The organism is Microbacterium kyungheense, from assembly GCF_006783905.1.
Lineage (GTDB): Bacteria > Actinomycetota > Actinomycetes > Actinomycetales > Microbacteriaceae > Microbacterium > Microbacterium kyungheense.
The window spans coordinates 1,266,923-1,284,792 of record NZ_VFPE01000001.1 but is presented as its reverse complement, the minus strand read 5'-3'; the positions used below and the strand labels follow the sequence as shown (position 1 = coordinate 1,284,792).

The window sequence follows — 17,870 nt, the reverse complement described above, 5'->3', positions numbered from 1 at the left end:
CGCGGGTCAGCGCTGACGGCGCTCCCGCACCCGCATGTTGACGACGATGGGCGTGCCCTCGAAGCCGTAGAGCTCGCGCAGTCGCCGCTGGATGAACCGGCGGTACCCCGGGTCCAGGAAGCCGGTGGTGAACAGCACGAACGTCGGCGGACGCGTCGACGCCTGCGTGCCGAACAGGATGCGCGGCTGCTTGCCGCCCCGCAGCGGGTGCGGGTGCTCGGCCACGAGCTCCGTGAGGAACGCGTTGAACTTGCCCGTCGGGATGCGCTGATCCCACGACTCGAGCGCGGTCTCCAGCGCCGGCACGAGCTTGTCGAGATGACGGCCCGTGCGCGCCGAGATGTTGACGCGCGGCGCCCATGCGACATGCGCCAGATCCTGCTCGATCTCGCGCTCGAGGTAGCGGCGACGATCCTGTCCGTCCATGTCGTCGTCGTTCAGGCGGTCCCACTTGTTGAACGCGAGCACGAGTGCGCGCCCCGACTCCAGCACCAGGTCGATGATGCGCACATCCTGCTCGCTGAGCGGCTGCGTGACGTCGAGCACCACGACCGCGACCTCGGCCTTCTCCAGCGCGGCCGACGTGCGCAGCGACGCGTAGAAGTCCGCGCCCTGCTGCAGGTGGACGCGACGGCGGATGCCGGCGGTGTCGACGAAGCGCCACAGCTTCCCCCCCACCTCGACGATCTCGTCGACAGGGTCGCGCGTGGTGCCGGCGAGCTCGTTGACGACCACGCGCTCCTCGCCGGCCGCCTTGTTGAGCAGCGACGACTTGCCCACGTTCGGGCGGCCGAGGATCGCGACGCGGCGCGGGCCGCCGATCTCGTGCTTGGCGACGGCCGAGACGTCCGGCAGCACCTTCATGATCTCGTCGAGCAGGTCGGCGACACCGCGACCGTGGATCGCCGAGACGGGGTGGGGCTCGCCGAGGCCGAGGTTCCACAGCGCGGCGGCCTCGGGCTCCTGGCGGGCGTCGTCGATCTTGTTCGCGACGAGGAACACGGGCTTGCCGGTCTTGCGCAGCAGGCGCACGACGTGCTCGTCGGTCGAGGTCGCCCCGACCATCGCATCGACGACGAACAGCACCACGTCGGAGAGGTCGATGGCGACCTCGGCCTGCAGCGCCACCGAGCGGTCGATGCCCCGCGCGTCGGGCTCCCAGCCGCCGGTGTCGACGAGGGTGAAGCGGCGGTCCATCCACTCGGCCTTGTAGGTGACGCGGTCGCGCGTCACACCCGGCGTGTCCTCGACGACGGCCTCACGGCGGCCGAGGATGCGGTTCACGAGGGCGGACTTGCCCACGTTCGGGCGGCCGACGATGGCGACGACGGGAAGCGCCGGCAGGAACTCGATGCCGTCCTCGCCCCGGATGACGCCCGCCAGCAGCTCGGCGTCCTCCGCGTCGAGCTCGTAGTCCTCGAGGCCCTGGCGCAGGGCGCTCGCCCGCTGTTCGACGAGCTCGTCGTCGAGGGCGGCCAGGTTCTCAGCGAGGCGGTCGTCTCCCGCCTCGAACTCGTCGAAGTCGGAACGGTTGTCAGCGGCCATCTCAGGCTCCCGTCTGTGCGGTGTCCGCCGTGGGGGCCGACAGCGCGGCCCGGATGACGCCGAGCACGGCGTCCACGGTCTGGTCGAAATCAAGGTGGGTCGAGTCGACGACCTCGACGCCGGGGGCGGCGGTGAGGAAGTCGACCACGGCCGAGTCGGATGCGTCGCGCTGGTGGAGCGCCGCGGCCACGGCCGCCGCATCGTGCGTCGTCAGCTCTGCGCTGCGGCGTGCGGCGCGCACCTCCGGCGCGGCGGTCAGCAGGATCCGCACCGGAGCGTCCGGCGCGACGACGGTCGTGATGTCACGGCCCTCCACGACGACGCCGGGGCGTCCCGACTGCGCCACGAGGGCGCGGAACAGGGCGTTCACCGACTCGCGGACCGCCGGAACGCGCGCGACGCCGCTCACGGCGTCCGAGACCCGCGGATCGCGGATGGCGTCGGTCACATCGGTCTGCCCGACGCGCACCCAGTACTGGTCGGGGTCGAGCGAGATCGCGTAGTCGAAGTCGCCCGACACGTCGAGCACGGCAGCCGCATCGGACGTGTCGATGCCGTGCTGCAGCGCGTGCCACGCCAGCGCCCGGTACGCGGCGCCGGTGTCGAGGTAGCCGAAGCCGAGCCGGCGGGCCGTCTGCTTCGAGACGCTCGACTTGCCGCTGCCGGCCGGGCCGTCGATCGCGACGACAACGGTCAGGTCTCCGGTCCCTGAGCCTGTCGAAGGGGTCGAAGGGTCAGTCATTGGTGGTGCTCGCAATCTTCCAGCCGCGCGCTTCGAGGCCGTCGACGGCGCGGCGCACCGCACTCGGGACGACGCTGATCTCGGCGAGGCCGAACTGGGCGCCGGGCGAGTGCTCCAGGCGCAGGTCTTCCACGTTCACGTCGAGCTCGCCGAGCTCGCCGAACAAGCGGCCCAGCTGGCCGGGGGTGTCGTCGACCATGACGACCACCTGCTCGAATCGGCGGTTCTGGCCGTGCTTGCCCGGCAGGCGCTCGACCCCGTCGTTGCCACGGCGGATGGTGTCGGCGACCGCGCGCCGGGCGCCCGGCGCATCGGGGTCGCGCAGCGCGTCGGCGACCGACGTGAGGTCCGCCGCGAGAAGGTCGAGCACGTCGACCACGGGCGCCGCATTGGCGCCGAGGATCTGCACCCACAGTTCGGGGGCGGATGCCGCTATCCGGGTCGTGTCGCGCACGCCCTGACCGGCGAGCCGCAGCGATCCGTCCGGCGCGTCGACGAAGCGGCCGGCGAGAAGACTCGCCACCAGCTGAGGGACGTGCGAGACCAGCGCGACGCCGCGGTCGTGGTCCTCTGGCGTCATCTCCAGCGGGGTCGCACCCAGCTCGAGCGCCAGGCCCTCGACCACTGCGAGGTCGGCCGCCGAGGTCTCGCCGTCGCGGCAGACCACCCACGGGCGCCCGACGAAGATGTCGGCGCGCGCCGAGATCGCTCCCCCGCGCTCGCGGCCGGCGAGCGGGTGCGAGCCGATGTAGTGCGTCAGGTCGACGCCGCGCTCGCGGAGCGTCCGCAGCGGCTCGAGCTTGACGCTCGCGACGTCGGTGACGACGGCGCGAGGAAAGCGGGCGAGCTCGCGCTCGATGACGTCGGCCGTCACATCGGGCGGCACCGCGACGACGACGAGCGTCGGATCGTCGGCGTCCGTCGCGCGTCGGCCTGCGCCGTAATCGACGGCCAGGCGCAGCTGCGACGGCGACGTGTCGTCGAGCGCGACGTCGACGCCGTGAGCCCGCAGCGCGTGTCCGATGCTCGCGCCGAGCAGTCCGGTGCCGACGATGCGCACCGTGCCGTGCACGCGCGACGCCAGGACAGGCTCACTCATCTGGCGTCTCCTCGTTGCCGGTATCGCGGCGCGCGAGAGTCAGCAGAGCGCCCTGCTCCACTTTAGTCAACTCGCGCGCGCGCCCGGCTGGCAGCGTTCCCAGGTGCAGCGGCCCGAACTGCCGGCGGACCAGCTCGACGACGGGGTGCCCCACCTCGGCCATCATGCGCCGCACGATCCGGTTCCGCCCCGAGTGCAGGGTGAGCTCCACCAGCGAGCCGGCGCCCTCCGCTCCAGTCACTGAGCCTGTCGACGTGGAGAGCAGCCGCGCCTTGTCGGCCGCGATCGGTCCGTCCTCCAGCTCGACGCCTCGCAGCAGGCGCTGGATCGTCTGGGGTGTGACCTTGCCGTCCACCTTGGCGATGTACACCTTCGTGACCCCGAACGAGGGATGGGCGAGCACGTGCGCCAGCTCGCCGTCGTTGGTGAGCACGAGCAGCCCGCTCGTCTCGGCATCCAGCCGCCCGACGTTGTACAGGCGCTCGTCCCAGTCCTTCGTGAACCGCCGCAGATCGGGGCGCCCGCGGTCATCCTTCATGGAGCTCACGACGCCGGTGGGCTTGTTGAGCATCACGTAGCGCTTGGACTGGTCGAACTGCACCGCGGTGCCGTCGACGTCGACGAGGTCCTTCTCGGGGTCGATGCGCGAGCCCAGCTCGTCCACGACCCGGCCGTTGACCCGGACCCGGCCCTCGACGATCATCTGCTCGGCCACGCGACGGGATGCCACTCCGGCGTTCGCGAGCGCCTTCTGCAGTCGCACGCCCTCGCCTTCCGCCGGTCCCTGAGCCTCTCGAAGGGTCATCGTCGTCCTCCTTCTTCGGCGCCCTCGGCGACCTCGTCGGCACCGTCCAGGAGCGGTGAGATGTGGGGCAGTTCGTCCAGCGAGTTGATGCCGAGGTGCGTCAGCAGCGCATCCGTCGTGCCGTAGTTGATGGCTCCGGTCTCGGCATCCGCGAACAGCTCGGTGACGAGCCCGCGCGCGAGCAGCGTGCGCACCACGGAGTCGACGTTGACGGCACGGATCGAGGCGACCTGGCTGCGGGTCACGGGCTGCTTGTAGGCGATGACGGCGAGCGTCTCCAGGGCGGCCTGCGACAGGCGCGACGGCGCCAGTCCGCCGACGTACTCGCTCACCAGGTCGTCGAACTCCTCGCGCACATACAGGCGCCAGCCGCCGCCGACCTCGCGCAGCTCGAAGCCGCGGGCGGGCCCGCCCGAGCGGCCGTCGTAGTCGTCGACGAGCGTCTCCAGGGCCTGGCGCACCGCGGGCACGGGCGCGGACACCGCGGCCGCGAGGCTCACGAGGCTCTGCGGCTCCTCGACGATCAGGAGGATCGCCTCCAGTCGTCGCGCGACGTCGTCGGTGTCGACGACCACCGGCTCCGCCTCGGTCGCGATGGTCGGGTCATTGGTCATAGTCGGCTCCCAGGGTGGCGAGGTTCTCGTCGCTCCAGCGGTGTGCGCTCCAGCGCAGGGTCAGCTCGCCGAGCGGCTCCAGCTGCTCGAACGACAGGGCGGCATGGCGGTACAGCTCCAGCACCGACAGGAACCGGGCGACCACGACGCCGGTCTGCGCCACGCCGGCGATGAGCTCGCGGAAGGTCAGCGAACCGGCATCCCGCAGCAGCGTCACCACGATCGCGGCCTGTTCCCGGATGCTCACCAGCGGGGCGTGCAGGTGGTCGAGGCCGACCGTCGGCAGCTCTTTGGGCGTCATCGCCAGGATTGCCAGCGCCGCGAAGTCCTCGGGGCTGAGCGACCACACGAGCTCGGGGACGGCGTTGCGGTACTTCTCGTCGAGGCGCACGGACCGGGTGTGGCGGCGCTCTTCGCGGCGCAGGCTGCGCTCGAACCACGCGGAGACCTCTTTGAACGCCCGGTACTGCAGCAGCCGTGCGAACAGCAGATCCCGCGCCTCCAGCAGCGCCACCGACTCGGCATCCACGAGCTCGCCCTGCGGCAGCAGCCCGGCGACCTTCATGTCGAGCAGCGTCGCGGCGACGACGAGGAACTCGGATGCCTCGTCCAGCTCCTCGTCGGGCCCCACCTCGCGCAGGTACGCGATGAACTCGTTCGTGACGAGCGAGAGCGACACCTCGGTGATGTCGAGCTCATGCTTCGAGATCAGGGTGAGCAGCAGGTCGAACGGGCCGTCGAAGTTCGACAGCGACACACGGAACCCGTCGCCGGGATCGGGGGCCGTCTCCGGCTCCCCGGTCGCTGAACCTGTCGAGGCGTCAGGCGACAGCACCACGGGCGACCAGCTCCCGCGCCAGTCGCAGGTAGGCCTGCGCCGCGGCGTGCTCGGGCGCGAACTCGGTGATCGGCATCCCCGACACGGAGGCGTCCGGGAACTTCACGGTGCGGCCGATGACGGTCTCGAGCACGTCGTCGCCGAACGCGTCGACGACACGCTCGAGCACCTCGCGCGAGTGCAGCGTGCGCGGGTCGTACATCGTCGCGAGCACGCCGTCGAGGGCGATCGTCGGGTTGAGGCGGTCTCGCACCTTGTCGATCGTCTCGATGAGCAGCGCGACGCCGCGCAGCGCGAAGAACTCGCACTCCAGCGGGATGACGACGCCGTGGCTGGCGGTGAGCGCGTTCACGGTGAGGAGGCCGAGCGACGGCTGGCAGTCGATGAGGATGACGTCGTAGTCGCCCTGCACCTTGCGCAGCACGCGCGAGAGCGTCTGCTCGCGGGCGACCTCGTTGACGAGATGCACCTCCGCGGCCGACAGGTCGATGTTGGCCGGCAGCACGTCGAGGTTGTCGACGCGCGTGTGCACGATGACCGAGTAGGGGTCGACCTTGCCGTCCAGCAGGAGGTCGTAGATCGTCGGGATCTCGTGGGTCTGGATGCCGAGGCCCGCCGACAGCGCGCCCTGCGGGTCGAAGTCGACGGCCAGCACCTTGCGGCCGTAGCCGGCGAGCGCCGCGGCGAGGTTGATGGTGGTCGTCGTCTTGCCGACGCCGCCCTTCTGGTTGCAGAGGGCGATGATGCGAGCGGGGCCGTGGCCGTCGAGCTTGGGCGGCGTCGGAAAACCCTGGTACGGACGGCCGGTCGGACCGATGGGGACGTCAGACTCCGCGACCTTCGCCGTCTTGGTCTTCGTCGTGCTGTCAGCCACCGTGCTCCCGCTTCCTCGTGCTCGCTCGATCCTAGTCGGCTCTAGGCGAATGCTTCATCGGGCACGCGGATGACTGGTGGCGTACACGTCGCGCAGCGCGTCGACCGACACGTGCGTGTAGATCTGCGTCGTGGCCACCGACGCATGGCCGAGCAGCTCCTGCACGACACGCACGTCGGCCCCGCCCTGCAGCAGGTGCGTCGCGAACGAGTGCCGCAGCGTGTGCGGCGACACATGCGCGGTGAGGTGTGCACGCTCGGCCGCCGACTGGATGATGAGCCAGGCGCTCTGGCGCGACAGGGGCGCTCCCCGGGCGCCGAGGAACAGCCGGGGCGTCGCGTGCCCCCGGCGCGACAGCTCGGGCCGCGACCGTGTCAGGTACGCGTCGACGGCCGCGCGCGCGTACGAGCCGACCGGCACGATGCGCTCCTTCGAGCCCTTGCCCCGCACGCGCAGCACATCGCCGTGGGCGAGATCGTCGACGTCGAGCTGCACGATCTCGGACACGCGTGCGCCCGTCGCGTACAGCATCTCCAGCAGGGCGCGGTCGCGCACGCCGAGAAGGTCGTCGGCGGGTCCGGCGGCCTCCAGCAGAGTCGACACCTGGTCGATCGTGAGTGCCTTCGGCAGTCGCCGCGGCTGCTTCGGAGGACGCAGGTGCGAGGTCGGATCGGCCGGCTCGATCCCCTCCCGCGCCAGGAACCGGTGGAGTCCCCGCACCGAGGACTGCAGTCGTGCCAGCGACGAGGCCGCCATGGGCGGCTGCCCCGCCGCGCGGTCGGCCACGAAGCTCGCGAGCATCACCGGGGTCACCTCGGCGGTGTCGTCGACGCCCTGCTCGCCGAGCCACATCGCGTAGCCGGCGAGATCGCGCCGGTACGCCGCGACGGTGTTCTCCGACAGCCCGCGCTCGATCGAGACGTGCCGCAGGTAGGACTGCACCGCACGCTCGATCTGCACGTCAGGCTCCCGTCGTCAGGCTCGCAGCCGTTCGGATGCGGCCAGCACGCCGGTCGTGAGGATCCCGTTGCGCATGCGTCCGGCGAACACCGCCGCCACGGCATCGGCCAGCGGCATCCACTCGATCCGGATGTCGGCCTCTTCGTCCTCGCGCGCGTGCACGGCGCTCGCGGCCGAGAGTCCGCGCGCGAGGAAGAGGTGGACGATCTCGTCGTTGCCACCGGGTGTCGTGAACACGCTCACGAGCGGCTCCCACGTCGAGGCGACCAGATCGGCCTCTTCGGCGAGCTCGCGCTGCGCCGTCTGCAGCGGGGTCTCGCCGTCGACGTCGAGGAGGCCGGCCGGCACCTCCCAGTCGCGCAGGCGGATGGGATGCCGGTACTGCTGGATCAGCAGCACGCGGTCGTGCTCGTCCAGAGCGACGACGGCCGCCGCCCCCGGGTGGTCGACATACTGCCGCACGATCTGCCCGTCGCCGTATGCGACGGTGTCGCTGCGGACGTCCCACACGCGGCCCTCGTAGACGAGGTCGCTGTGCAGGACTTGCGCGTCGACGGGCTCGTCGGCGAGAACCTGGTCCCCCGCCATCAGCGGCCCGCGAGCTCGTCGAACGGCTCGACCTCGAACAGCTCGCTGGAACGGTGGCGCTCCAGCGCCGCACCCACGAGTCCCCGGAACAGCGGGTTCGCGTTCGTCGGCCGCGAGCGCAGCTCGGGGTGCGCCTGCGTGGCGATGTAGTACGGGTGCACGTCGCGCGGCAGCTCCACGTACTCGACGAGGTCGAGGTCGGGGTTGATGCCGGAGAACACCAGGCCGGCCTCGGCGATCTGGTCGCGGTAGCGGTTGTTCACCTCGTAGCGGTGGCGGTGACGCTCCGACGCGCGGCTGCCGCCATAGACCTCGGCGGCGATCGACCCCTCGGCGAGATCGGCCGAATACAGGCCCAGGCGCATCGTGCCGCCGAGGTCGCCGTGGTCGAGGATGTCGACCTGCTCCTCCATCGTCGCGATGACGGGGTGCTTCGTGTCGGGGTCGAACTCGCTCGACGAGGCGTCCTCGATGCCGGCGACGTGACGTGCGTACTCGATCACGATGCACTGCAGGCCCAGGCAGATGCCGAGGGTCGGGATGCCCTGCTCGCGCGCGAACTTCAGCGCCCCGATCTTGCCCTCGATGCCGCGGATGCCGAAGCCGCCCGGGATGACGATGCCGTCCAGCGGGCTCAGCGCCTTGGCCGCGCCCTCGGGCGTCTCGCACTCGTCGGAGGGGATCCAGCGGATGTTGACGTGGGTCTCCTGCGCGAAGCCGCCGGCCTTGAGCGCCTCGGTGACCGAGAGGTACGCGTCCGGCAGGTCGATGTACTTGCCGACCAGGCCGATCGTGACCTCGTGCTTGGGGTTGTGCACAGCGTTGAGCACACGCTGCCAGCGCGACCAGTCGACGTCCTCCGCCTTGGCGAGACCGAGCGCACGCACGATGTACGCGTCGAGGCCCTGCTCGTTGAGCATCGAGGGGATGTCGTAGATGCTCGGCACGTCCACCGCGTTGACGACGGCATCCTCGTCGACGTCGCACATGAGCGCGATCTTGCGCTTGTTCGACTCGGTGACGGGGCGGTCGCTGCGCAGCACGAGCGCGTCGGGCTGGATGCCGATGGAGCGGAGCGTGGCGACGGAGTGCTGCGTGGGCTTGGTCTTCTGCTCGCCCGAGGCGCCCATGAACGGCACGAGCGACACGTGCACGAAGAACACGTTGTTGCGGCCGAGCTCGTGGCGGATCTGGCGCGCCGACTCGATGAACGGCTGCGACTCGATGTCGCCCACGGTGCCGCCGATCTCGGTGATGATGACGTCGGGGCGCGGCTCCTCGGTGGCCTGCAGCCGCATCCGGCGCTTGATCTCGTCGGTGATGTGCGGGATCACCTGCACGGTGTCGCCGAGGTACTCGCCCCGGCGCTCCTTGGCGATCACCTGCGAGTAGATCTGGCCGGTCGTGACGTTCGCGGCCTGGCTCAGCTCGATGTCGAGGAACCGCTCGTAGTGGCCGATGTCGAGGTCGGTCTCTGCACCGTCGTCGGTCACGAAGACCTCGCCGTGCTGGAACGGGTTCATGGTGCCCGGATCGACGTTCAGGTACGGGTCGAGCTTCTGCATCACGACGCGGAGGCCGCGCGCGGTGAGCAGGTTCCCGAGGCTGGCGGCGGTCAGACCCTTGCCCAGAGAAGAAACGACACCACCGGTCACGAAGATGTGCTTGGTGGTGTCGTTCGAAGAGTCGCCGCGGAGAGAATCAGAAGTCTGCATCACGGGCTTTTATCCTATCAGTCGACTTCGGTGCGAAGGCTGAGCAACTCGCGTGCGTGGGTGAGAGCCGCCTCTGAATCGGGCATGCCCGACAACAGACGAGCCATCTCGGCCTCACGGTCGGCGCCGTCGAGACGGCGCACGTCCGAGGCCGTGACCGAGCCGTCGTTCGCCTTGACGACGGTGAGGTGGTTGGCCGCGAACGCCGCGACCTGCGCCAGGTGGGTGACCGCGATGACCTGCGACGACTGCGCGAGGCGGGCGAGCCGGCGGCCCACCTCGATCGCGGCGGCCCCGCCGATCCCGGCATCCACCTCATCGAAGACGAACGTCGGCACCGGATCGACGCCGGCGATCACGACCTCGATCGCCAGCATCACCCGGCTGAGCTCGCCCCCGCTCGCGCCGCGCGAGACGGCGCGCGGTTCGGCACCGGGGTGCGGCGCCAGCAGGATCGCGACGTCGTCGCGTCCCGAGGCGGACTCGGTGCCGGGCGTGACCGCGACCTCGAGCCGGGCGTCCGGCATCGCGAGAGCGCGCAGCTCGGTCGTCACCGCCGCGCCCAGACGCCCCGCGGCCTCCGTGCGGGCCTCGGTCAGCGCGGCGGCCGCGTCGTCGAGAGCGGATGCCGCGGCATCCCGCTCGGCGACCAGCCGCTCGATGCGATCGGAGTCGTCGTCCAGCTCGGCCAGGCGCGACGAACCCGTGTCGAGCAGGTCGATCGCCGCGTCGAGGGTCCCGTGCGTGCGGACGAGACTGGCCAGCACCGCGCGGCGCTCCTCTACTGCGGCGAGCTCGTGCGGACCCGACTCGTCGAGGTCGGCGAGGTAGCCGGCCAGCGCGGCGGCGATGTCGGCGGTGCGATAGCCGAGCTCGGCCACCTGTCCGGCGAGCTCTTCGAGCACCGGGTCGTGCACGCGCTCGAGCGCGCGGCGGGCGTCCGACAGCAGGGCTCCGGCGTCCGGCCCGTCGGCCTCGCCCGAGAGCGCGTCGTGGGCGGTCGCGGCGGCCAGACGCAGCTCTTCGGCGTTCGCGAGGCGCTCGGCGCGGGTCGCGAGCTCGGCGTCCTCCCCCGGCTCCGGTGCGGCCTGCTCGATCTCGACGAGCTGTGCGCGCAGCTCCTCGGCCTCACGCGCTCGGGCGTCGCGATCGTCGGTGAGGCGCGACAGCTCGCGGTCGATGCCCCGCCAGTGCTCGTAGGCCCGGCGATACACGTCGCGCGCAGACTGCACCGGCTCGCCGCCGAAGCGATCGAGTGCGTCCCGCTGCGCAGCCGCGGACTTCAGCCGCAGCTGATCGGACTGGCCGTGCACCACCACGAGGTCGTCCGCGAGATCCGCGAGAACGCCCGCGGGCGCGGCACGGCCGCCCACCGACGCACGGCCCCGGCCCTCGCTGGAGATCGAGCGACCGACGTACAGCTCGGCGCGGCCGCCGCCGATCGGCTCGACGTCGCCACCCGCCTCGCGCACGCGTTCGGCCACGGCACCGTCCTCGGGGACGATCCACACGCCGTCCACGGTCGCCTGCGCGGCTCCGGCGCGCACGGCTCCCGAGTCGGCGCGCTGGCCGAGCAGCAGGCCGAGCCCCGTGACCACCATCGTCTTGCCGGCGCCCGTCTCGCCCGTGATGGCCGTGAAGCCCGGACCCATCGGCAGCGTCGCCTCGGCGATCACGCCGAGGTCGCGCAGGCGCATCTCTTCGATCACGGCGTCACTCCGCCCTGCCCGGCATCGCGCCCGAGACTGAGTGTGCCGGTGATCGCGGCGGGTCCGCGCCACCCTTCGACGGGAAGGTGGAACTTGCGCACGAGGCGGTCGGTGAACTGAGCGGGATGCAGCCGTGCCAGCCGAACCGGTCGGTCGGACCGGCGCACGACGACACGTGCTCCCGGGGGAAGGTCGTGCGAACGGCGCCCGTCGCACCACAGGATGCCGGTGCCGTTCGTGCGCTCGAGCACCTCGATCGCGACTGAGTGCTCGGGGCCCACCACGAGCGGCTTCGCGAACAGGGCGTGCGCCGACAGCGGCACGACGGCGATCGCCTCGACCGTCGGCCAGATCACGGGTCCGCCTGCGGAGAAGTTGTACGCCGTCGAACCGGTCGGGGTCGACACGACCATCCCGTCGCACCCGAACGACGACAGCGGTCGGCCATCGATCTCGACGACCACCTCGAGCAGGCGTTCGCGGCTCGCCTTCTCGACCGTCGCCTCGTTGAGCGCCCACGTCTCGTAGATCACCGAGTCGCCGGTGTCCTTCACGCGGACCTGGAGCGCCATGCGCTCTTCGACGTCGTAGTCGCGCGCGATGACGCGCCGGACAGCCTCGTCCATGTCGTCGCGCTCGATCTCGGCGAGGAAGCCCACGTGGCCCATGTTGATGCCGAGCACGGGCGCCGTGCCATCGCGCACAAGCTCCGCGGCACGCAGGATCGTCCCGTCACCGCCCAGCACGATCGCCAGCTCGATGTCGGTGACCGGCACGTCGACGCCCAGGATCGCGACGTCCAGGGGCGATCCTGCGGCAGCCAGCTCTTCGCGGTCGTCGGCGGCGAAGACCGGCCGCGCACCTGCCGCGCGCAGCGCCTCGACCACACGCTCGGCCGCCACGACGGTGTCGTCGCGATGCGCGTGTGCGACCACCAGGATGCTGCGCTCCGCGTCGACAGTGTTCATCGGCTCCCCGCCAGTTGCGTACATGTGCCTCCCCATTCTGTCGGATCGTCCGACACCGGGGGCAATCCGACCCGGCCTGGGGACGACCTCGTCGACCGTCGCCTGCCGCGCGCGCTGGGGAGGAGACGCCGCGGGCGCGCACGACGGCGGGCCGAGGCATCCGCCCCGGCCCGCCGTCCGCCTCAGAATCCCGTGACGATCCCGAACATGCAGTTCTCGAAGTGGTCCAGCGACAGGTCGAGGGGGTAGATGTTGCCCCACGAGTACACCGAGAACCTGATGCGCCCGCCGCTCTCGTCCAGGCCCCCGGCGTAGACGACCCAATGGTCGGGCCACGGCGGGACCATGCCGTCGGGCGGCGAGAACATGTCGGAGTGCAGCATGATGAACGCGCTGCCGCCGGACGACCACACCTGGTGGGCGTAGCGGATCGCGTCGAACTCGCCCCACACGAACGTCGTGCTGTTCGAGACCGTGGTCTTCAGCAGCAGCTCGCTGGTCCACCCCTCCATCTCCCACGGCGTCGTCATGCCCTCGATCTGGCTCGTGACGCCTGACGAGTCCGGCGAGACCCCGAAGATCGCATTCTCTTCATTGCGCATCGTGGCGATCAGCATCCAGTCTGCGGGCGACATGTTCTGACCGGCGTGCGTGTCGCGCAGCCCTTGCGGAGCATCGACGCGGTGCGTGCGCGACCAGAAACCACCCGTCTCGTACAGCTGCCGCACGAGGTCGACGTACCGGCGCGGCTGCGTGCGGGCCAGCTCGAACACGATCGACGTGGGGCCGCAGAAGTTCGAGTTCATCTGGTTGATGGTGGTCGGGTTGCCCCGGCGCGCACGCAGGTCGCGGATGATGTCGGCCTTCGACAGCTGCGGCCACACGCCCGGAGCGGTGGATGCCTCGAACTGATCGATCGCGAAGTTCGCGAGGTCGGTCTGCCCGATGTCGGGGCGGTCGACCACCGAGTAGGTGAGCGTGTAGTCCGCGTCGTCCTCGCGGAACGTCGCCGTCGCGTGCTGCACGTCGGCCGCGCCGATGTGCACGACGCCGAGTGCGTCGTCGTCGTCGCCGGGGAAGTCGCCGTCCTCGTCGAACAGACGCAGCATGCACGTGGTCGCGAACAGCAGCGACGCGTTGAGCGGCCAGTCCTGGTCGTCGTTGAGGTCCTGCCGGTAGGCGAAGTGGAGCTCGCCGTCGTTGTAGACCTCGAGGCGGCACTCGTCGGCGCCTGTCCAGTCCTCCGTGCCGGTGCAGTGGAGGTTCTCGAGGGTGATCTGCTTCATGATTCCTTCTCCTTCGTGGGTGTGGTGGTGGGGATGCGCGATGCGCCGCCGGGAGTCGCCGGCGGCGCGAGCCCGACGTGATGCTCGATCCCGCCCGCTGCGAGGGCGACGTCCGACAGCGCCGTGTGCACGGGGCGCCGCAGCGGCCGGGGAACGGCGAGCGGGGCGGATGCCGCGGCGTAGAGCCCGTGCGACGGCCACCCCTCGCGCGCCGCACGCTGCAGGACCGCTGCGCGCACGCGGTGGTCGCGGCGGTATCGGTGGTGGGCGAAGGTGAACCCCGCGACCGCGACCACGTCATCGCCCGCGAAGGTGGCGCTGAGGCAGTGGTTGGGACCGGCCAGTCCGTGCGGATCCCCCGCCGTCATGGCCGCGACCAGGCTCGGCGTCGCCTCGGGGATGCCTGCGCGGGAGAGCACCGCGGCGAGCAGCTCGGCATCCAGCCACGGCGGCCGCATGTAGACCTCCACGACGTCGCCGCCGTCGAGCGGAAGACCGACGAAGCGCACGACACCCGTGCCGCCGAGGACCTCTCGCGCGCGGGGCGCCAGGAGGTCCAGCATGCGCCACGCGTCCGGCTGATCGGGAGCCAGCTCGGCGTACAGCTTGTGCCGCGTCCCCGCCTCGGTGTGCCGGCTTCCGAGCCACGCCCCGAAGCGGAGGGCTCCGGCGGCATGGTGCGCGCGCAGCGCGGCGGTCGTCCTTCCTCGGGGGCGGATGGCGCCGAACCGCTCGGCCGTGTCGACGACGGCGTCGAACGCGCCGCGACGGTCGTCCTCCGGGGCGACGACGTCGACGACGGTGCGCAGCTCTGCTCGCGCCGAGGTGAAGGCCACCTCGACGGGGTACCGCGAAGGCGTCAGACAGCTGGCGTGCCACGCCGACTCGCCGATCGCCGATCCGCGGGTGGCCGAGAGGGTGTCGTCCAGCTCGGCTCGCGCGCGCTCCGAGATCTGTGGATGCCGCACCGCGACCCGCTCGAGCAGCTCGGTGAGCGCTCGTTCGGCCGTGGACTCGGCGACCGCCGCGTGCATGTCATGCTCCCGTGATCGTGCCGTCGGCGGCCACCGTGAGGAACTCGGCGTCGCCGGCGAAGGGGGCGCCGCGCACGACCTCTCCGTTCGGCCCGAGCAGCGTGGCACGCGCCGTGGTGGCACGCGCGGTCGGGTCGACGACGCCGATCTGCGCCCGCGCCGTCGCGGGTGCCGCGCCGTCGATCTCGACCCTGCGGTCGACGCGATATCCGCCCGCGTCGTACGACACGTCGACGATGATCGAGGTGAAGCGCCCGGCGGGCACGGCCACCTCGATCCGGCGCTCCAGGCGATCGGCGAACGGACCCGCGACGGCGTACGCGGATGCCGCGCTGTCGACGGCGTCGAGCACGATCGTGCCGCCGCCGACGAGGTGGTGCGTCGCCTGAACGGTGTAGCCGACCTCTTCGCGGTGCGCCGTGCGCACCCGCCACGTCTGCGGCGCGCCGGCGGGTGTCACCTCGAACGTGCGCCGCGCGCGCCAGCCGGTGGACGACGCGTGCTCCAGGACGACCGTGACGGACTCGACCTCCAGCGGGTCGAGCCGCTCGGGCCGGATCTCGACCTCGATGAACCCGACGTGCTGCGTGGGGTCGAGCTGCAGCGTGCGGTCCTCGATGCGACCGGGCTCGACCACGATCTCGTTGCGCTCGGCCTCCCACCCGCTCAGCGGGTCGAAGTGATACTCGATGCGCGGCACGTACCCCAGGTCGTACGTCTCGTCGATCGGCACGACCCAGTGCTGCGGCTGCGGACGCGCCGCGTCGAACACGAGGTCGGCGTGCCGGTGACGCTGCGGATGCGACGCGTCGCTGTAATCCAGCCCGACCGCCACCGACTGCAGGCCGATCGGCTCGAACGCCGTCGTCAGCGACACCTCGACATCCAGCGAGCGGAAGAACGGATCGTCGAGGTCGACTTCGAGGAAGTGCCCCGGCCCGGTGAGGTCATCCAGCAGCAGCCCGATGAGCGACTGCGGCGCGTACTGGCGCGTCACCGCCTGCTCGCGGTGGTACTCGAACACGAGCGTCTTGCGCTCGGTCTGCTGGATCGCCTTCATCGAGAACGTCAGGATGGCGCCGGAGCCCGGTGCTCCTCCGCCGGATGCCGGGGTACCCGGTGTCGCCGGTGCACCACCGGGCGACGCGGGGGTGCCCGGGGTGCCGGGTGTCGCCGGTCGGCCCGGAGCGGGCGGCGTCGGCGGGGTGGCGCCTCCAGGAGGGGACGGCGGCTTGGGCGGCGACGCCGGTCCTCCGCCCGGTGCAGGGGCCGGAGCCGGTGCCGGTGCAGGGGCCGGAGCCGGCGCCGGTGCAGGCGCAGGCGCACCGCCCCCGCCCGGGCTCGGCGGGGTCGGCGGTGCCGGCGGTGGAGTCGGACCGCCGCCTGCCGGCGGTGTGGGATTGCTCATCATGCACCTCCCGTGCTGGGGCCGAACCCGCCCGGCCATCCGGGCGTGATGAGTTCGAAGTCGTTCGTCCCGGCGACGCGCCGGCAGTCGTAGATTCCGGGCTGGAGCAGCTGGCCGCCGGGGAAGACCGCCGCCACGAGCGCGTCGGGCGAGGCCGCCGTGACGACCGTCTTCGTCACGGGCAGGCGCACGGTCGCCGAGATGTCGCCGCTCGCGGGCACGGCGATGCGCGTGACCGCGGCGCCCAGCGGCGCCTCGCGCTGCCCCGACGCCAGCACGCCCTCACCGGTGGTGACGTGGCGACGCAGCTGGTCGGCATCCGCCATCGTCAGCTCCGGCAGAGTGGATGCCGTCGCCATCAGTCCGCCGTCGGTCCAGTTCGCGGGCACCTCGATGTGCAACTGGCTCGCGGCGCCCGCCGGCGTCGTCGCCTCGCGGTCGGCCCCGTCCACCGCGTAGCCCACGGTGTAGCTGCCGTGGACGCCATGGCCGGAGCCTTCTTCGACGAAATGGACGAACAGGTCGCGCGTCGCGCCGGCCGGTGCTGGAGTGGGACCAGGGGCGGAGGCGGGTGCCGGAGCAGGTACCGGGATCGGCGTGGGCTCCGGAGTCGGGGTGGGTGCCGGAGCAGGCGCAGGAGTCGGTGCCGGGCCGGGTGTCCGCCCTCCGCCCGGAGCAGGAACAGGCGCAGGCGCAGGCGCAGGTGCAGGAGCCGGCGCAGGAGCAGGTGCCGGAGCAGGCGGGCGGGCGGGCGTACCGGAGGCGTCGGGGCGCGGAGTGCCGGGCTGCCCGGGCTTGCCCGAGTCGGCGCGGGGGCCGAACAGGCCCGCTCCCCCGCCGGCGCGCGGCGCGGTCGCCATGCCGCCCTGCAGTGTGCCCGGCGTGAGCGTGGGCGTGAACCAGCTCTGCAGCAGGTGCTGGGTGAAGAAGTCGATCGCCAGCTTCTCCTGCTCGTCCTTGTCGGCGTCGGTGGAGTAGTTCGTGACCTCGATCTTGATCGCGCCGTTCTGCACGAGCTCTTCGATGCCGACCTCGATGCCGATCTCGACGTAGTAGACGTTGGCGTTGAGCCCCGCGCTGAAGTGCTGGTAGATCCGCTCGAAGTCGGCGGTGATGCGCACGTCGAGCGACGGCTGCATGGCGGTGAACGTCAGCTGGTAGATGACGCCGATCGGGGCGGCCCCCTGCGCGAAGGCCGACTCCAGCAGCGTCGCGCCCTCGGCGCTGAGGGCGAGGCTGAAGACCGCCTGGTTCGCGCCGAACAGCGACGGCACGCGTGCCCCGAGGATCTGCTGGACGGCTGTGAACGTTCCGGCGTCGCTGACCGTCGCGGTCGTGCCGCCCGGCCCCTGCAGGTTCAGCGCGACGCATTCGACGGTGCCCGAGTCGAACGGCACGACGCTCAGCCGTGCGCCGCCGGGGATCGCAGCGCGGATCTCGCCCTCGATGTCGTCGGGCAGCGTGAGCTCGACGGTGAACATGAGGAATCCGCCGCCTTCGACGCCCTCGGCGCTCGCCTCCCGCTTGAACTTGATGAAGCTGAACTGGGGCCAGTCGTCCTCGGGCCTCCGCGCGATCGCGAGGTGGCCCGGGAGGTACCAGTACTGCTCCTCGTCGGCGTGATCCGGAAAGACGGTGACCCCGCGGATCGTCCGCATGCCGGTGCCCAGCTGAAGCATGTCGTT

Annotated in this window: 16 protein-coding genes; all 16 read right to left on the bottom strand. The window is 71.4% G+C overall.

Translation table 11 applies throughout. The features are described from left to right. Positions 1–6: 6 nt before the first annotated feature. Positions 7–1,545, bottom strand: coding sequence for a ribosome biogenesis GTPase Der (der, locus tag FB391_RS05680; protein WP_141893419.1), 1,539 nt, complete (start codon positions 1,543–1,545; stop codon positions 7–9). Position 1,546: 1 nt separating this feature from the next. Next, positions 1,547–2,287, bottom strand: coding sequence for a (d)CMP kinase (cmk, locus tag FB391_RS05675; RefSeq protein WP_141893417.1), 741 nt, complete (start codon positions 2,285–2,287; stop codon positions 1,547–1,549). Then, entirely contained in the window at positions 2,280–3,386 is a 1,107-nt protein-coding gene (locus FB391_RS05670; protein ID WP_141893415.1) for a prephenate dehydrogenase, read from the bottom strand. Before FB391_RS05670 ends, cmk begins: the two co-directional genes overlap by 8 nt. Beyond that, the gene (locus tag FB391_RS05665; protein ID WP_141893413.1) at positions 3,379–4,191 is read right to left on the bottom strand and encodes a pseudouridine synthase; all 813 of its coding nucleotides are present in this window, start codon (positions 4,189–4,191) and stop codon (positions 3,379–3,381) included. The genes FB391_RS05670 and FB391_RS05665 overlap by 8 nt, the downstream gene beginning before the upstream one ends. After that, on the bottom strand, positions 4,188–4,805 hold the full coding sequence (scpB, locus tag FB391_RS05660; protein ID WP_141893411.1) for an SMC-Scp complex subunit ScpB: 618 nt from the start codon (positions 4,803–4,805) through the stop codon (positions 4,188–4,190). Before scpB ends, FB391_RS05665 begins: the two co-directional genes overlap by 4 nt. Beyond that, the gene (locus tag FB391_RS05655; protein ID WP_141893409.1) at positions 4,795–5,643 is read right to left on the bottom strand and encodes a segregation and condensation protein A; all 849 of its coding nucleotides are present in this window, start codon (positions 5,641–5,643) and stop codon (positions 4,795–4,797) included. Before FB391_RS05655 ends, scpB begins: the two co-directional genes overlap by 11 nt. Beyond that, complete coding sequence (locus FB391_RS05650; RefSeq protein ID WP_141893408.1) at positions 5,627–6,517, bottom strand: ParA family protein; 891 nt, start codon at positions 6,515–6,517, stop codon at positions 5,627–5,629. Before FB391_RS05650 ends, FB391_RS05655 begins: the two co-directional genes overlap by 17 nt. A 54-nt stretch (positions 6,518–6,571) precedes the next feature. Further along, positions 6,572–7,477 carry a site-specific tyrosine recombinase XerD gene (gene xerD / locus FB391_RS05645; protein ID WP_141893405.1) on the bottom strand — a complete coding sequence of 302 codons (906 nt, stop codon included), beginning with the start codon at positions 7,475–7,477 and terminating at the stop codon, positions 6,572–6,574. Positions 7,478–7,492: 15 nt separating this feature from the next. Then, complete coding sequence (locus FB391_RS05640) at positions 7,493–8,065, bottom strand: NUDIX domain-containing protein (protein WP_141893403.1); 573 nt, start codon at positions 8,063–8,065, stop codon at positions 7,493–7,495. Then, positions 8,065–9,780 (bottom strand): CTP synthase, encoded by a 1,716-nt coding sequence (locus tag FB391_RS05635; protein ID WP_141893401.1) that lies wholly within the window; start codon positions 9,778–9,780, stop codon positions 8,065–8,067. The genes FB391_RS05640 and FB391_RS05635 overlap by 1 nt, the downstream gene beginning before the upstream one ends. 17 nt (positions 9,781–9,797) lie before the next feature. After that, a complete protein-coding gene (recN, locus tag FB391_RS05630; RefSeq protein ID WP_141893399.1) occupies positions 9,798–11,489 on the bottom strand; it encodes a DNA repair protein RecN in 1,692 nt (563 codons plus the stop codon). Continuing rightward, positions 11,486–12,457: an NAD kinase gene (locus FB391_RS05625; RefSeq protein WP_141893397.1), complete on the bottom strand. Its 972-nt coding sequence runs from the start codon at positions 12,455–12,457 to the stop codon at positions 11,486–11,488. The genes recN and FB391_RS05625 overlap by 4 nt, the downstream gene beginning before the upstream one ends. Positions 12,458–12,639: 182 nt before the next feature. After that, the gene (locus FB391_RS05620; protein WP_141893395.1) at positions 12,640–13,743 is read right to left on the bottom strand and encodes a hypothetical protein; all 1,104 of its coding nucleotides are present in this window, start codon (positions 13,741–13,743) and stop codon (positions 12,640–12,642) included. Continuing rightward, positions 13,740–14,777 carry a hypothetical protein gene (locus tag FB391_RS05615; RefSeq protein ID WP_141893394.1) on the bottom strand — a complete coding sequence of 346 codons (1,038 nt, stop codon included), beginning with the start codon at positions 14,775–14,777 and terminating at the stop codon, positions 13,740–13,742. The genes FB391_RS05620 and FB391_RS05615 overlap by 4 nt, the downstream gene beginning before the upstream one ends. A 1-nt stretch (position 14,778) precedes the next feature. After that, positions 14,779–15,837 (bottom strand): hypothetical protein, encoded by a 1,059-nt coding sequence (locus FB391_RS19655; protein WP_185842956.1) that lies wholly within the window; start codon positions 15,835–15,837, stop codon positions 14,779–14,781. Between the two features lie 347 nt (positions 15,838–16,184). Further along, complete coding sequence (locus FB391_RS19650) at positions 16,185–17,864, bottom strand: hypothetical protein (protein ID WP_185842955.1); 1,680 nt, start codon at positions 17,862–17,864, stop codon at positions 16,185–16,187. Between the last annotated feature and the right edge of the window lie 6 nt (positions 17,865–17,870).

Coding starts and splice junctions, on each gene's coding strand:
- FB391_RS19650 (WP_185842955.1), bottom strand. CDS start 17,864: ATGCTTCAGCTGGGCACCGGCATGCGGACGATCCGCGGGGTCACCGTC.
- FB391_RS05615 (WP_141893394.1), bottom strand. CDS start 14,777: ATGCACGCGGCGGTCGCCGAGTCCACGGCCGAACGAGCGCTCACCGAG.
- scpB (WP_141893411.1), bottom strand. CDS start 4,805: ATGACCAATGACCCGACCATCGCGACCGAGGCGGAGCCGGTGGTCGTC.
- FB391_RS05670 (WP_141893415.1), bottom strand. CDS start 3,386: ATGAGTGAGCCTGTCCTGGCGTCGCGCGTGCACGGCACGGTGCGCATC.
- FB391_RS05635 (WP_141893401.1), bottom strand. CDS start 9,780: ATGCAGACTTCTGATTCTCTCCGCGGCGACTCTTCGAACGACACCACC.
- FB391_RS05640 (WP_141893403.1), bottom strand. CDS start 8,065: ATGGCGGGGGACCAGGTTCTCGCCGACGAGCCCGTCGACGCGCAAGTC.
- FB391_RS19655 (WP_185842956.1), bottom strand. CDS start 15,837: ATGAAGGCGATCCAGCAGACCGAGCGCAAGACGCTCGTGTTCGAGTAC.
- FB391_RS05665 (WP_141893413.1), bottom strand. CDS start 4,191: ATGACCCTTCGAGAGGCTCAGGGACCGGCGGAAGGCGAGGGCGTGCGA.
- FB391_RS05625 (WP_141893397.1), bottom strand. CDS start 12,457: ATGAACACTGTCGACGCGGAGCGCAGCATCCTGGTGGTCGCACACGCG.
- cmk (WP_141893417.1), bottom strand. CDS start 2,287: ATGACTGACCCTTCGACCCCTTCGACAGGCTCAGGGACCGGAGACCTG.
- der (WP_141893419.1), bottom strand. CDS start 1,545: ATGGCCGCTGACAACCGTTCCGACTTCGACGAGTTCGAGGCGGGAGAC.
- FB391_RS05620 (WP_141893395.1), bottom strand. CDS start 13,743: ATGAAGCAGATCACCCTCGAGAACCTCCACTGCACCGGCACGGAGGAC.